Origin of the sequence: Edaphobacter paludis (assembly GCF_039993895.1) — a bacterium.
Lineage (GTDB): Bacteria > Acidobacteriota > Terriglobia > Terriglobales > Acidobacteriaceae > Edaphobacter > Edaphobacter paludis.
This window is the reverse complement of the sequence record NZ_CP121194.1, coordinates 41,480-56,988: the sequence shown is the minus strand read 5'-3', so window position 1 is coordinate 56,988 and position 15,509 is coordinate 41,480. Positions and strand designations below refer to the sequence as shown.

Annotated in this window: 12 protein-coding genes; all 12 read left to right on the top strand. The window is 58.4% G+C overall.

The features are described 5' to 3' along the window. Positions 1 to 26 precede the first annotated feature (26 nt). Positions 27 to 1,223 carry an alpha/beta hydrolase family protein gene (locus P4G45_RS00215; protein WP_348267685.1) on the top strand — a complete coding sequence of 399 codons (1,197 nt, stop codon included), beginning with the start codon at positions 27 to 29 and terminating at the stop codon, positions 1,221 to 1,223. 58 nt (positions 1,224 to 1,281) lie between these two features. Further along, positions 1,282 to 2,547, top strand: coding sequence for a serine hydroxymethyltransferase (gene glyA / locus P4G45_RS00210; RefSeq protein WP_348267684.1), 1,266 nt, complete (start codon positions 1,282 to 1,284; stop codon positions 2,545 to 2,547). A gap of 251 nt (positions 2,548 to 2,798) precedes the next feature. After that, the gene (locus P4G45_RS00205) at positions 2,799 to 3,800 is read left to right on the top strand and encodes a UbiA family prenyltransferase (protein ID WP_348267683.1); all 1,002 of its coding nucleotides are present in this window, start codon (positions 2,799 to 2,801) and stop codon (positions 3,798 to 3,800) included. Beyond that, positions 3,794 to 5,350, top strand: a complete 1,557-nt coding sequence (locus tag P4G45_RS00200) for a DUF6798 domain-containing protein (RefSeq protein ID WP_348267682.1) — start codon at positions 3,794 to 3,796, stop codon at positions 5,348 to 5,350. The genes P4G45_RS00205 and P4G45_RS00200 overlap by 7 nt, the downstream gene beginning before the upstream one ends. Before the next feature lie 23 nt (positions 5,351 to 5,373). Continuing rightward, positions 5,374 to 6,831, top strand: coding sequence for an amidohydrolase family protein (locus tag P4G45_RS00195; protein WP_348267681.1), 1,458 nt, complete (start codon positions 5,374 to 5,376; stop codon positions 6,829 to 6,831). Positions 6,832 to 7,140: 309 nt separating this feature from the next. Continuing rightward, positions 7,141 to 9,984, top strand: coding sequence for a TonB-dependent receptor (locus P4G45_RS00190; protein WP_348267680.1), 2,844 nt, complete (start codon positions 7,141 to 7,143; stop codon positions 9,982 to 9,984). A 194-nt stretch (positions 9,985 to 10,178) separates the two neighbouring features. Continuing rightward, positions 10,179 to 10,793: a hypothetical protein gene (locus P4G45_RS00185; protein WP_348267679.1), complete on the top strand. Its 615-nt coding sequence runs from the start codon at positions 10,179 to 10,181 to the stop codon at positions 10,791 to 10,793. 21 nt (positions 10,794 to 10,814) lie between these two features. Continuing rightward, a complete protein-coding gene (gene nadD / locus P4G45_RS00180) occupies positions 10,815 to 11,429 on the top strand; it encodes a nicotinate-nucleotide adenylyltransferase (RefSeq protein WP_348267678.1) in 615 nt (204 codons plus the stop codon). A gap of 173 nt (positions 11,430 to 11,602) precedes the next feature. Then, the gene (locus P4G45_RS00175; protein WP_348267677.1) at positions 11,603 to 11,833 is read left to right on the top strand and encodes a hypothetical protein; all 231 of its coding nucleotides are present in this window, start codon (positions 11,603 to 11,605) and stop codon (positions 11,831 to 11,833) included. A gap of 79 nt (positions 11,834 to 11,912) precedes the next feature. Continuing rightward, the gene (locus tag P4G45_RS00170; protein WP_348267676.1) at positions 11,913 to 13,241 is read left to right on the top strand and encodes a class I SAM-dependent methyltransferase; all 1,329 of its coding nucleotides are present in this window, start codon (positions 11,913 to 11,915) and stop codon (positions 13,239 to 13,241) included. Between the two features lie 2 nt (positions 13,242 to 13,243). Beyond that, on the top strand, positions 13,244 to 14,833 hold the full coding sequence (locus tag P4G45_RS00165; RefSeq protein WP_348267675.1) for a sulfatase-like hydrolase/transferase: 1,590 nt from the start codon (positions 13,244 to 13,246) through the stop codon (positions 14,831 to 14,833). A 55-nt stretch (positions 14,834 to 14,888) separates the two neighbouring features. Then, positions 14,889 to 15,458, top strand: coding sequence for a ribosome silencing factor (gene rsfS / locus P4G45_RS00160; RefSeq protein ID WP_348267674.1), 570 nt, complete (start codon positions 14,889 to 14,891; stop codon positions 15,456 to 15,458). Positions 15,459 to 15,509 lie beyond the last annotated feature (51 nt).

Below are 15,509 nucleotides of genomic sequence, written 5' to 3'. Positions count from 1 at the left end.
TTCCGAGCGGTTGCTAAACTTGAGGGATGCCGCAAAGTCTCTACGCGAAGTGGATGTACGACTGGGAATACGCGCTCACCACTCGCGACACGAACCGTATCGTCAGGCCGGTGGAATGGGGCTTCGACTGGCTGGGGGACTTCAGCCAGATCGCCGCGACCGCCGCCGCGACAGAGCAGGCCGCCAGTACGGACGCCCTCGCGCAGATGATCGCGGTCAACCAGGACATCGTTGCTCGCGCCGATGAGTTCTTCGGCTACGAAACGCCAAACGATTTTCGTCTTGAGGCGCGCCATCCCCAGCTATTTCCCACGAACGTGCGACCGGAGACGCTGGCGCAGGACGCGGAGCTGAAGCGCAAAGCTGATGCCGGAGAGTTGCCAGCAGCTGATTTTTTGCGCTTCACCTCAGCGGTTCGCACACGCTATCCAGAGAACGATGTAGTCAATGCGCGCTGGTATCCGGCGGCGGCGGAAAAACAGGTGGGCAAGCCGAAGCAGGCCATCATCGTCATGCCGCAGTGGAATGCGGACGCCTTCAGCCACAATGCACTTTGCACGCTCTTCAACCGCTTCGGCATCTCGGCGCTGCGACTCTCCAAGCCCTATCATGACGTCCGCCGCCCAGCCGAACTGGAGCGATCGGACTACGCTGTCAGCTCGAATATCGGAAGAACGATTGAGGCCTGCCGACAGGCGGTGGTGGATATTCGAAGCTGTCTCGATTGGCTGGAATCACAGGGTTATGAGCAGTTTGGCGTGCTTGGCACAAGTCTTGGGAGTTGCTATGCGTTTATCGCGGCAGCGCACGATGCCCGGCTGAAGGTGTGCGCGTTCAATCACGCCTCCACCTGGTTCGGCGATGTGGTTTGGACCGGGCAAAGTACAAGGCACATTCGCGAAGCCTTTGAGCAGGCAGGGTTGACGCAGGACCAGACGCGGCAGATTTTTACCGGCATCAGCCCCATGTCATACATGGAGCGCTTCGCGGCCAACCCGAAGCGTGTTCTGGTTGTCCACGCGACGTATGACCTGACGTTTCTGCGGGAGTTTTCCCTCGATGTGCTGGCGAACTTCGAACGCCACGGCGTGGATTACGTCTCGAAGGTGCTACCCTGCGGCCACTACACCACGGGCGAGACGCCCTATAAATATATCGATGGCTGGTATCTGGGGTCCTTTATCTATAACTCGTTCAAGCGGCTGGCTCAACAGGGCCGCTGAAGTTGCTCTGATACGTGATTCGCGGCGTGACATAAAGGCGTTGACATAAAATAAGGGAATGCCCATTGATTTCAATGCATCCCTTGCCGCCGCGGACCCCGATATCTCCGCGCAGATTGAGCACGAGGTCGTCCGCCAGCACGAAGGGCTGGAGATGATCGCTTCGGAAAATTTTGTGAGCCGCGCGGTACTGGAGGCGGCAGGCACAGTTTTCACGAACAAGTACGCCGAGGGTTATCCCGGCAAGCGCTACTACGGCGGCTGCGAGTACGCCGACGTTGTAGAAAACATTGCGCGAGACCGGGCCAAGCAGCTCTTCGGCGCCGAGCACGCGAACGTGCAGCCGCACTCCGGCTCACAGGCAAACGCGGCAGCTTATATGTCGATCCTGACACCCGGCGACTGCATTCTTGGGCTGGATCTTGCTCATGGCGGCCACCTTACGCATGGGCACAAGCTGAATTTTTCGGGCAAGCTCTATCGCGTCGTCGGCTACCAGGTGCGCAAGGACACGGAGACGGTCGACTATGACGAGCTTGAGGCCGTCGCGGTGCGCGAGAAGCCTAAGATGATCATCGGTGGCGGCAGCGCCTATCCGCGGCAGTTCGATTTTGCGCGGATGCGAGCGATTGCGGACAAAGTGGGCGCCTTCTTTGTTGTCGACATGGCGCACTTTGCCGGGCTGGTGGCAGGCGGAGTTCATCCTTCGCCGGTACCGCACGCGCACATCGTCACAACGACGACCCACAAAACGCTGCGCGGGCCTCGCGCCGGAATGGTTCTGTGCCGCCAGGAGTTTGCCGCAAATGTGGACCGCAGCGTATTTCCAGGGCAGCAGGGTGGACCGTTGATGCATATCGTCGCGGCAAAGGCGGTGGCCTTCAAGGAGGCGCTGCAACCGGAGTTCGCTGTCTATGCGAAGCAGGTGGTAGCCAATGCGAAGGTGCTAGCTGAGGCTCTCGCGGGCGAAGGCTACAGAATTATCTCCGGCGGAACGGACACGCACTTGATGCTCGTCGATGTCTTCCAGAAGGGGATTCTGGGTTCGGAGGCGGAGAATGCACTGGGCGCGGCTGGCATTACCGTGAACAAGAACGCGATCCCTTACGATACGAATCCGCCGATGAAGCCGAGCGGCATACGCATCGGCACGCCTGCATTGACCACGCGGGGCATGAAGGAAGCCGATATGCGTGTCATTGCCGGTTGGATTGCCGAGGCGCTGGAGCATCGTAGCGATGAGGCGAAGCTGGCGAAGATACGCGGACAGGTAGGCGAGCTGGCCAATAAATTCCCGCTGTATGGCTGGCTGCGTAACGCCTGAGTCGGTTTCCGGGCACTTTGGCTCAAGATATCGACGGGCTGGAAAGAACCAGGGCATCCCATCCTTTGCGCAAAACGGCGCGCAGAGGATGGGCTGGCCCATCTTATTTTTTATCTAAGCTCAAGATGCATTTAGAGCTTTGCCGCTCTGGGTTCGCCCGAATCCACGCATCTACGTATCAGAGTGCGATAATAGATATTGCTGCACATGAAGACTGCTTTGGCCGTTTTTTGTTAGGATTCGAATACTTTATGCCGAGTCAAGGCCCGGAAAGCGCAGTCCTCACTGCACCGCATACCGATACCGCGCTGCCCGTGCCACTCCGGGTTCGCCTGCGCGCCCACATCGCGATCATGCGATTGGACCACTCGATCAAGAACATCTTTCTTCTGCCCGGCATTGCCGTGGCCCTAAGTCTGCTTCATCCGCGCCTCAGGGACGTGCGTTTGCTGCCAATCGGCGTCGGCGTGTTGTCTGTGACCCTGATCGCGTGCAGCAATTATGTGCTCAATGAGTTGCTGGATGCGCCTTTTGACCGCCTGCATCCGCATAAGTGCAACCGCCCCGCCGCGCTTGGCCTGGTCGATTCCGATGCCGCTTATGCTCAATGGCTGCTGATGATGGGCGTGGGCATGACTCTGGCCGCGTGGATTGGCCTTCACTTCGCCGTCGCCGCCTTCGCGCTCTGGGTAATGGGCTGCATCTACAACATCCGGCCGCTGCGCACCAAAGACATCACCTACCTCGATGTGCTGACGGAGTCAGTCAACAATCCGCTGCGCATGCTGCTGGGCTGGTATATGGTCACCCAGGTCATCGTTCCGCCAACATCGATGCTCTGCGCTTACTGGATGCTGGGCTGTTACTTCATGGGCCTCAAGCGCTTCAGCGAGTTCCGCGAGATTGGTTCGCAGCAGGGCGCGTGCGCCTACCGTAAGTCCTTCGAGCATTACAACGAACGCAGCCTGCTCGGCTCCGTCGTCTTCTACGCCGCGATGGCCATGCTGATGTTCGGCATCTTTGTCGTGCGCTATCGCATCGAGCTGATTCTTTCGTTCCCGTTCATCGCATTGCTGATGGCCATGTACTTCGACCTCTCCTTCAAAGACAACAGCGCCGTGCAGCATCCCGAGAAGCTGTACCGCGAGCCTTCGCTGATGCTGACCGCGATCTTTACGACCATCGTGATGATTGTGCTGCTCAACGTTCATGTCCCGATGGTTGGGCGGATCTTTACTCCATCGACATGGTGAAGCGTCATTTGAAAGAAGCTGGCACGCCATCCATTCGCTATCCCCTGCTGCGGCTATTTCTGCTGGCCTGCGCGGCAGTTCTGGTGCAGGGCTATCATCTCGGCGTCGATGACGGCGAGATCTACATTCCCGCCATCAAGAAGGTCTTCAATCCGCGCCTCTATCCCTTCGGTTCGGAGTTTTTTCTCAGCCATGCTCATATGTCGCTGTTTGCTCCGCTGGTGGGAGACTCGGCCCGGCTGCTGCATCTCTCCGTTGAGACGGCCGTTCTGCTGTGGCACGTCGGCTGCATTTTTCTCATCCTGATCGCGGGCTGGCAACTGGCACGAACGTTCTTCAGCAGCGCCCACGCGCATTGGGGTGCGGTCGCGCTTCTGGCCAGCGTCCTTCCGGTGCCGGTCGCCGGAACCGCGCTTGTGCTCTCCGACAACTACCTCTCCGCGCGGTCGTTCTCCGCGCCTTTTGCGCTGCTCTCCATCGGCTTTCTGTTGCGCGGACGGACGCGGCTAGCCTTCCTCTGGCTCGTGATCACGGCGCTCGTTCATCCGCAGATGGCGGTCTACTGCGCTGCATTTCTCGCTCTTTACTGGTACTTCGACCGCACCTCTGACCAAACCCCAGAGTTTGCGGGAAACACCTCCTCTGTTGCCGGCGTTACCCAGCGGTCGGCATGGCTTCTGGCCGTTGTTCCGTCAGCCGGACTGCTGCACAGCTTCAGCTTCGCGCCTGCCACGGGCGCTTATCGCGAGGTACTTTACAGCCGCAACTATTTCTTCGCTTACCGCTGGCACTGGTTTGAATGGATTGGAGCGATTGCACCGTTACTTATGCTGGCAGCGGTTGCCCGCTGGCCCCCGAAAGCAGCCGCCCCCTCCGTCGCGAAGGCCAGCCGCGCTCTCATCGTTCTGGGAGCGTTCTCCATTGCTGTCTTCCTGCTCTTCTCGGCGAGCCACCGCTTCGACAACTTCACCCGCCTGCAGCCGATGCGATCGTTCCACATCGTCTATCTGCTGATGTTTCTTATGCTCGGTGGCCTGCTGGGAGAGTATGTCCTTCGCGCAAAGGCGTGGCGCTGGATCGTTCTGTTTCTTCCTCTTGCCATCGGCATGTTTGCGGTCGACCGCATCCAGTATTCCTTCAGCCCGCATATCGAGTGGCCTTGGCAGGCGTCCTCCAATCCCTGGCTCGAAGCATTTGCCTGGGCCCGCACCAACACGCCGACAGACGCAGTCTTTGCGCTCGACCCCAACTATATGGCCATTCGCGGCGAAGATACGCACGGCTTTCGCGCGCTCGCCGATCGCAGCATGATTGCCGATGCCTACAAGGACAGCGGCGCCGTCACCATGTTTCCCCGGCTGCTCGACGACTGGCAGCAGCAGCAACAGATGCTCGAAGGCTGGCACAACTTCGGACCGGCGGACTTTCAACGGCTGGCGCAGATCTCTCCGGCAACATGGGTCATTGTGCAGCACCCGCAGCAAGACGGCCTCGATTGCCCGTACAACAATGCTGACGTCGCCGTGTGCCACATTTCACCGAGACCGTAGGTTTCTGGTTTAATCGGGGCAACATGCGCAAGCTGATTTTCTTCCTCTTTCTCCTGACGTTATCAACCACCATTGTGTCAGCACAGCAGTACGATCTCGTGCTCGCGGGCGGACGCGTCATGGACCCCGAAACCGGGCTGGATGCCGTACGCAACGTCGGCATCCGCGATGGAAAGATTGCCCGCATCGCGGCCGAGACGCTGAGCGGCCACCGTGTCATCGATGCCAACGGGCTGGTGGTCGCTCCAGGATTCATTGATCTGCATCAGCACAGCCAGGACCTCGCAAGCCAGCGCGTCAAGGCGCTTGATGGCGTCACCACCGCACTGGAGATGGAGATTGGCGTGCCCGATGTCGCTCAGTTTCTTAAGGCGAAGGAAGGCCACACGCTGATTAACTACGGCAGCTCGGCCAGCCAGGTAGCGGCGCGATCTTTGGTCTTCGGCGCTCCGCTGCCGGTGGGAACCATCCTGCCTAAGATCGGGCCTGCGACCGATGAGCACGCGACGCCCGAGCAGATAGAGAGGATAAAGGAGCGCCTGCGCGAGGAACTGGACGCCGGCGGACTCGCTGTCGGTATGGGCATCCAGTACACGCCGGGAGCAACCCGGCTCGAGGTGATCGACATGTTTCGTCTCGCCGCCGAGCGGAGGTTGCCGGTCTACACGCATGTGCGCAGCGCCGGCCGCGTCGAGCCCAACTCCGCCATTGCGGCGGTCAGCGAAGTGATCGGAGCCGCCGCCATTACGGGCGCTTCGCTGCACATCGTGCATATCAACAGCTCCTGCTCGCGCGACGCGCTGGAGTGCCTCTCCATGGTCGCAGGAGCGCGCGCCCGTGGTCTCGACGTCACCACCGAGGCCTATCCCTACATCGCCGGCATGACCACCATCAACTCGGCCGTCTTCAGCCCAGGCTGGCAGGAAAGATTGGGCATCAGCTATGGCGACCTCATGCTTCCCGATACCGGAGAGCGCCTCACCAAGGAACGTTTCGATGTGCTGCATAATTCCAGCACGGCGCGCTGGGTGGTGATCTTCGACAATAAGCAGGAAGTAATCGACAAAGTGATCCCGAACCCTCTGGTGATGATTGCCAGCGATGGCCTCGAAGGACATCCCCGTAACGCCGGAACCTATTCGCGCGTGCTGGCCCAATATGTTCGCGAAAAGGGAACAATTACGCTGATGGATGCGCTGCGAAAGATGAGCCTGATGCCCGCAGAGATGCTGGAGCGCTCGACTCCCGCAGGACATCAAAAAGGCAGATTGCAGGAGGGCGCCGACGCAGACATCGTTGTGTTCGATGCGGCAACGATCCGCGACCGGTCGACCTTCGAGAAGCCCATGGAGCCAAGTACAGGCGTGCACTATTTAGTGGTGGGTGGAACTGTACTCGTCGACGACGGCAAGATTGTGCCGAACGTTTTCCCAGGCCATGCACTTGTAGGGCCGGGAAAGCGTGCGGCAGCGAACGACTAGTTGCAGCCTGCGCTGCGGGCGCTACGGAGGCCTCTCCATGTTGGCCCGTAGCGCAGCTCGGGAGCGAACCTTAATTTACGCTGCATGTTCTGTTAACGTTTCTTGATTTAACGCTCGCGGTTGCCTCTCAAGTTATTGATATGGCACGCGCTGTTTCATGAGTTCACCCAATCCTCACACTCTATTGGCTGGTTCGTAATGTCCGCTGCATAGCGTCGACATTGCCCCCTTTTGCGCCGCCAATCTCATGTGCACCGGCCCCCGAGGCAGGCTTATGCAAGCCAAAATTTGAGCGTTTCAGGAGTCGTTATGCCGTTCCGTCGTGTCTGCACCTTCCTTGTCCTCATCCTTCTCACGCTTGCAGGTTCTGCAAGAGGCCAGAGCGGCCGCGGCACGCTGATCGGCGCCATCACCGACGTGCAGGGTGCCGCCTTGCAGGGTGTCAAGGTGACCCTCAACCCCGGCGGCGCAACCGCAGTGACCGATGCGACCGGTCAATTTACCTTGATCGGAGTCGCCGCGGGCCAATACACGGTTACGGCCTCCTATGCGGGCTTCACGCCCTATGTCAAAGTTGCCACCGTTGCCGATGGGAAGTCCGTCCGCGTCGATGCGGCGCTCCAGATTGCCTCGAATAAGCAGGACGTTCAGGTCTATGCTCCCCGTCAGGGTGGCGAGTTAGAGGCGATCAACCGCACCATCAACGCCGACAATATCATCAACGTCCTGCCCGCCGACGTCATCACCAGCCTCCCCAATGCGAATATCGCAGATGCCCTGGGCCGCCTGCCCAGCGTGACGCTGGAGCGCGATGAGGGCGAGGGCAAGTATGTTCAGATTCGCGGCACCGAACCCCGCCTGACCAACACCACTATCGACGGCGTCAATATCGCCTCCGCCGAAACCGTCCGCCAGATCAAACTCGACATCATCCCAGCCGACCTGGTCGAATCCGTCCAGATCAATAAGACTCTGCAGGCCAACATGCCCGGAGACGGCATCGGCGGCTCGGTCGATCTGCGCACCAAGAGTGCGACCGATACCCCCACCATCTCGCTCGAAGGTGGCGGCGGCTATACCAACATCATCGGCGGACGGCCGGTCTATCAGTTCGATGGAACGCTGGGCAAGCGCTTCCTCGCCGACAAGAAGCTCGGCGTGATCTTCTCCGGCTCCTATGACTGGAATGGACGTGGCATCAACGACGTTGAACCCGGTCCCATTGTTCTGGGAGGTTACGACGAGCGCGACTATCAGTACTACCGCCAACGATTGGGATTCGCCGGGACCGTCGACTACAAGTTCAGCGACACCTCCAACATCTACCTCAAGGGCCTCTACTCTCTCTTCCATAACTACGGCAATCGCTGGGACTATAACCTCTCCACGACCTTTACGACCGACGGCCAGCCGGATGGAACCGGCACAAGCTCTTTCGGAGCGGAGATTCGCCGTCCCATTCAGGATTTGGGCAGTCTGCAATTGGGCGGACGGCACACCATCTCCCGGTCGCTGCTCTCGTGGGACACTGAGACCTCGGTCGGACGAACGCGGGACCAGGGTTACTCCGACGCGAGCTTCGCGCCGGGACCGAATTCGAACCTGCAGGCGATCCAGTATGGACTCGACGTCTCTCAGCCGTTGACGCCGAAGCTGACCACGCCCTCCGGCGTCAATGTCTTTGACCCGGCGCAGTATTTCTACACCGGCCAGCGCATCAACAACTACTACAACCCCGAGGTCGATCTTGGCTTCGGAGCATCGCTCGCCACCAGCTATAACGCCGGAAGCCACGCCAGCATCTTCGAGTTTGGTGGCCGCTTCCGCAACGTGCACAAGTTTGCCAATCAGGACACGCGCTACTACGTCCCGACCGCTGCGGCAGGAGACCAGTCGCTCTCGATGACCCGCTTTCTCAACAACTTCAGCGATCCGGACTACTACAGCAAGAAATATGTCTTTGGACCGGCCGTGGACTACAACAAAGTGACCGCTTTCACGGCAACCGTCGAGGACATCAGCAAGGCCCAACTGGGAAACAACTTCAACTTCATCGAGAAGGTCTCGGCTGGATACGTGATGAACACCATCGAGCTGAACCGGTTCCGTGTCGTCGCCGGTCTGCGCTTTGAAAACACCAGCGAAGACGACGCTGGCAACACCGCGGCCAACACCCCCAGCGCGCCTACGACCAAGGGCTCCTACCTGGACGTGCTGCCCAGCGCCTCGGTGCGTTATGCCGTGACCCCCACCAGCGGCCTGCGTGCTGTGTATGGACGCGGGTTATCGCGGCCGAACTTCTCCGACCTGGTCTCCTTCGCTTCAATCTCGCCAGGCGGTGTGCGTACTCTTTCGAGCGTCGGCAATCCAAACCTGAAGGCCGAACATGCCGACAACGTCGACCTGCTCTATGAAAACAACCTTCGCTCCTCCGGTCTGCTGCAGGCGGGTGTCTTCTACAAACACCTCTCCGATCCCATCATTCCGTTGAACACTATCGTTCCCGACCCGGCCAATCCCGGCAAAACCATTATTCAGACGCAGCCGCAGAATGCCGGAAGCGCCTTCGTCTATGGTTTCGAGATCGCTTATCAACAGCACTTCAATTACCTGCCCGGTCTGTTCGGCGGCCTCGGCCTGTCGGCAAACTACGGCTATTCCGCTTCGCAGGTCAGCTTCCCCGGGCTCAACCCGGACGGTACCGGCAATGCCTTTGGACGCTCAGATAAACCGGACCTGCTGCGCCAGGCTCCCAACACCTGGAACATCAGCCCGACGTACGACAAGCGCAATCTCTCGGTCCGTCTCGGCCTCAGCTACAACGCGGCGAACATCTTCGCCTACAACTACAACGACAGTAACGCAGGCCCGGTAGTCTTCAACAATGGCAACCCCGACGGCACCGGTAACACTGCCACTGGCGGCGGCATCAAGGGCCCCAACGGCGACCTGTATCTCTACAGCCACCTGCAAACCGACCTGCAGGGAAGCTACAACCTGGGCAGAGGGTTCACCGCCGTCGTCTACGGCCTGAATCTGAATAACGAGGTCTTTGGCTTCTACCAGGGCAGCACCAGCAACCCCATCCAGCGCGAGTTCTACAAGGCCACCGTCGGCGGAAGCCTACGCTGGTCGCCTGGCCACGAGCGCTAGTGCACCTGGAAATCAACTGCAACAAAACCTCGGGTGCCTCATCCTTGCGTATCTTTCGCGCAAAGGATGTGGCACCCGAATCTTCTTTCCCACAAGAGTCAACAGAATTCTTTGAAAAGCCGACGGCTCGAAGGCGGCAAAAAAGTGCGTCAACAATCCCCTCAAAACACCCCAGCAGGTAAACTAGACGCTACATGAATCTCCGCAAAGCACTTCTCCTTCTGGCCGTCGCAATTTTCGTTACAGCCACTGCCCAGGCCCAGTTCGGCGCTTATGGCACCTTCACCGCCAATCGCCTGAGCAACATTAAGTCTTCCCCGCTGGTCACGACCCCAAGCGCTGTCAACAACGATGTCTCCCCCCTCGGCGGCACTGGCGGCGTCTACTACGACTTCCTCAAGCTCGGCCGCGTCGTCAAGCTCGGCGCCGATCTGCGCGGCACCATCACCACCACCAAGCGGGGAGACTATATCAACGCCAATGGCGGCGGGGCTCGCATCAACTCCGGCCTCATCGGCGTTCGCGCCGTCTTCAACGCGCCCCTCCTCCACCACGCGCTCCGGCCTTATATTCAAGGGTCGGTCGGCCTCGGCAGTACCAATTACGGCCTCCTTTACGACAACGGTGTCACCCTGCACAGTAACTTCGAATACATGGGCTTTGCCGGCGTGGACATTCCGCTGCTGCCTTATATGGACTTCCGCCTCGTCGAGATCGGCGCGGGCGGCCTCAATCCGTTTGGGACCAACAGCCACAACTATCCGCTGCAATCCGTTAGCTCCGGCGTCGTCTTCCACCTGCCCTTCTAAGCCAGGCCAGAGGTTAAGCCTTTGCGCATCGCTCTCTTCGGCGGCACCTTCGATCCACCTCACCTCGGTCATCTCGCGATCGCCAGGGCCGCTGCCGAGGCGTTTCAACTCGATACTGTCCTCTTCGCCCCGGCAGGCCGCCAGCCCCTGAAGCTCGACGGAAGCCCCTCCTCCTTCACCGACCGCCTCGCCATGACGACTCTGGCGTGCAAGCAGGACAAGCGTTTTCGAGCCTCCGCCATCGATGCCCCCCGCTCCGACGGCCTCCCCAACTACACCGCGGACACGCTCGCCTCATTGCGACGGGCCCTGCCCGAGGACACGCTCTTCAACCTTGTTGGCGCAGACAGCTTTCTCGACCTTCCCCGCTGGCACGAGCCGAACCGTTTGCTCGAACTGGCCGAATGGATCGTCGTCAGCCGCCCTGGTTTTTCGCTCGCAGATTTTTCGCGTGAAGATCTCTCCTCCCTCCACCTCACACCGCACCAGCAGAGTCGTGTACACCTTCTGACTACGGTGCACGAAGACATCTCCGCAACCGTCCTGCGGCAACGTCTGCAAGCCGGAGAATCATGCACTGACGCGCTTCCGTCAGCCGTTTCAACCTACATCCATACCCACCATCTCTACCACTGAAACTTTTTCAGCAAATAGCCGATAACCATCTAGTAGCGAGAGCGAAACTATCTTGCCCGCTAAATCGTAAACAAACGATGAAATAAAAGTTGGCCGGGCGCAAGACTATTTCGTTTGCGCAGTGTTTCAGGTGATTAGGCATCCCTTTTTCTCAATCCGCCCGAGGAGCAGCAATGGCATTGAAATTAAAATATTTCGCGGTAACGGCGGCTCTCTTTGTCGCACTCAGCTTCTGCTTCGAACGGCGCGCTTACGCATATGTCGATCCAGGTTCAAGCCTTCTTCTCTTTCAAAGCCTTAGTGCCATTGTTACCGGGGCCATCTTCTACTTTCGCCGCAAAATAAAAGCGCTCTTCACGCGATCCTCCGCTGATGCGACTGACGTATCGGGCAAATCGCGCTGACATGGCGGAATTGTCTTCTTTCCCCTTTCTCCCGACATTTCGTGACCCCGCAGGATATGTAGAGATCAAATCGGACGCAGTGTATCGCACGATCCGCTCTCCATTCGACGCCGAAATACTCAAGTTTCTCGCTCTGCCTCTCGCTTCCGAACTCGTCGCCAATAACCGCCTTGTTGCCAGCGAAGTATTGCCCCGCGGCTCTTATCCCGGCACTGACTCCGAGACGCTCACCCTCCGCCATCCGCGCATCGCATTTCCCTCTTATCCGTGGGAGTGGCCGCCTTCCCTTTGGCTCGCCGCCGCCGAACTGACGCTGAATCTCTGCAGCGACCTCGTCAAGCAGGGCTGGCTCCTGAAAGACGCGACTCCGCTCAACGTACTGTTTCAAGGTATGAAGCCGGTCTTTGTCGATGTGCTCTCTATCGAGCGTGCGGTTCCTGACCAGCCCATCTGGTATCCCTATGGACAATTTGTCCGCACTTTTCTGCTGCCAATGCTCGCCTACTCGCAACTCGGCTGGCCTCTGCAAGGAGTTCTGACCCGACGAGACGGTTATGAGCCTGAGGAAATTTACACTGCTCTGCCGTGGTCTTCGCGTATCCGACAACCTGCCCTCTCTGCCGTTACCCTCCCCTCGCTGCTGGCAAATAGTAAAAAGCTCGCAACTGCCGGCATTGCGTCCCGCACTGTCAAAGATCCGGAAGTCACGAAACATATCCTGCTGAAGACCCTGAAAGGTCTGCTCGCGCACATGCGTCAGGTCACTCCGGCGCATAAAACATCCACATGGTCGGACTACGCGGAGACGGCAACCCACTATAGCGAGGAAGACCATGCCGGCAAGCGCCGCTTCGTTGCCGACGCACTCGCTGCGGCTGCACCTTCACGCGTTCTCGATGTCGGCTGCAACACAGGTGTCTATTCCATGCTGGCCGCCGATGCAGGCGCCAAGGTCGTTTCGATCGACACCGATCTCCAGACGGTCGATCGCCTATGCGCAATGCTGAAGGGAAGCGACAAAAATATCCTGCCGCTGTGCGTCGATCTTGCCCATCCCACACCCTCTGTCGGCTGGGAAAATCGCGAGAACGCTTCCTTCCTCAGTCGCTGCTCCGGGCATTTCGATACGGTGATGATCCTCGCAGTGCTGCATCATCTGCTGCTCCGCAGCCAGATTCCCATGAACAGCATCGCCGCCTTGTGCGGCAATCTCACGACACGGAATCTGATTATCGAATGGGTACCGCCGACCGACCCGAAGTTTCAGGAGTTAGTACGCGGGCGGGACAGCATCTACGCTCACATTAGCGAAACCGCATTCCGCGATGCCTTCGCAGAGCACTTCAGTGTCCTCAATGAGAGCACTTTGCAGAATGGACGCATACTGTTCCATCTGCTCAAAAGATAATCATGAAGCGTCCCTTCCATCCGGTCCTTGTCGCCTTTGGCATAGCGACATTATGCCTGCTTGCCATTGTTGGACCCCTCATCGCCCCAGCGCATACCGCCCTTTATCACACCAGCGGCCCGGCGTTGACCCTTTTTGTAATGGTACTGTTTGACTTATTTTTGCTTTGGGCGCTTCTTTCCTTCGCGCTTCTTTTAGCGGAGAAGCCTGGCCGCCGTCAATTCGAGATTTGGTCTGCGATCCTCTTCTCTCTGCCATGGATTTTGCTGAAAAACATATCGATGCTGGCCGGGTTCGTCATTCCTCATACGGTCACCGTATCTCTACTCGCCTTGTGCTTGACGGCTTTTGTCACACTTTCAGTTTTCTGGAGACCAGCATTCCTTCCACCGTTCCAAAGGCTTGAGGGGCTTCTGAGCGTTGTACTCGGCTTTGTCGCTCTCTATGGCATTTTCATCGTGGGCCAACTGCTCTGGTATGGATGGCAGGCCCGTGAACTTAGCACGCCCATCGTGCTGCATCAACATTCTGTCAGCTCACATCGTCGGGCTTCGGCTCCGCGAATTATTTGGATTGTGCTCGATGAACTCTCTTACCAGCAGGTCTATGAACGGCGATTTCCTGGCCTGGAGCTTCCCGCTTTCGACGCCATCGCACGCGAATCGGTAGTCTTCACCCATGTCGTTCCCGCCGCCAATTTCACCGAAAGAGCTATTCCTTCTCTGATGACAGGCCTTCCGGTAGATGACATCCGTGTGTCTTCCAGTGGGGCGCAACTCTCTCTGCATCGCCCGGACACAAAAACGTGGCAGCCCTTTGATCCTCACCAGACCGTATTTCAGGATGCATTGAACGCCGGTTACAGCACGGCGGTAGCTGGCTGGTATAACCCCTATTGCCGCATTCTTCCCGAGGTACTCGATCACTGCTTCTGGACCTTTCAGCTTCCCTATCCCGGGGGCATCGTTGCTGGTCAGAGTCTCTCCGATAACCTGCTGCGGCAGATGGCTCATCGCATTAAGGCCATATCGGTGCGTCTTCCCGGCCAGCACCCCGCTTCGGCCAAACCTCAACTGGAAACCAGGCTTCACATTGCCGACTATCGCGAGCTTCGCAGTGCAGGAGATTCTATGCTCGCAGACTCAGACGCAGACTTCGTCTTTCTGCATATGCCCATACCGCACCCGGAAGGCATCTACGATCGTCGCAATAAAATTCTCACAACTGGACCGTCTTCTTATATCGATAACCTTGCGCTCGCGGATAGCTATGTTGCTCATGTTCGCAGCCTGCTGCAGCAGCGGAACGAGTGGGATTCGTCCGCGATCGTGATTATGGGGGACCACTCCTGGCGGACCAGCTTCCTGTGGTCGAAGATGAGAGGCTGGATGCCCGAAGAGGAAGCGGCCAGCCACGGCGCCCAGTTCGATGACCGGCCGGCTTACATCGTGAAGCTTCCAGGGCAGCAACTAGGGTCACGAATCGACACGCCGTTCAAGGCAGTCCACACCCGATCGCTGCTGGACGCCCTGATTGCCGGCCAATTGCACACCTCCGGCGATCTTGACGCCTGGGTGAAGCAGCAGAAATAGCATGAACACTGGCTTCTGCGGCCACAACCCGCTACCATTGACGTTAAGGAGCCTCATGCCATCTACGGAAAGCAACCAGCTACTGCTCGCCGCCGCCGCGGCTTGCGAAGACAAAAAGGCTGAAGATATTCGAATTCTCGCGCTCGACCCGGCGGAGAGCGGGCTTACCGACTACTTTCTGATCTGCAATGGCACCAACGAACGCCAGAACGTCGCCATCACCGACGAGATCGAGATTCGTTTGAAACGAGAGTTTGGGGTGTATCCGAACTCGGTCGAAGGACGACGGCAAGCGGAGTGGATCCTAATGGACTATGTGGACTTTATCGTCCATGTATTTTCAGCAGAGAAACGAGCCTTCTATGGTCTGGAGCGGCTACGCAAAACTGCCACTTCGCTGAGCGTGGCCGATCTAAATGCCGAGCTGAAGGCACGAATCGCAACGGTTCGTGCGAAAAAGGCTCCGGCAAAGGCGATCCCGCCCAAGAAGGCCGCAGTGAAGAAAGCTCCGGCGAAGAAGGCAGCAGTAAAGAAGACTCCTGCGAAGAAGTCCGCAACCAAAAAGGTAGCCGTCAAGAAGACCGCAGCGAAAAAGGTAGCAGCAAAAAAGAGCAGCAAAAAATAACGCAGTATTGACCACAGTATCGTTTCAGGACAAGAGAAAGGGGCGCTCCGT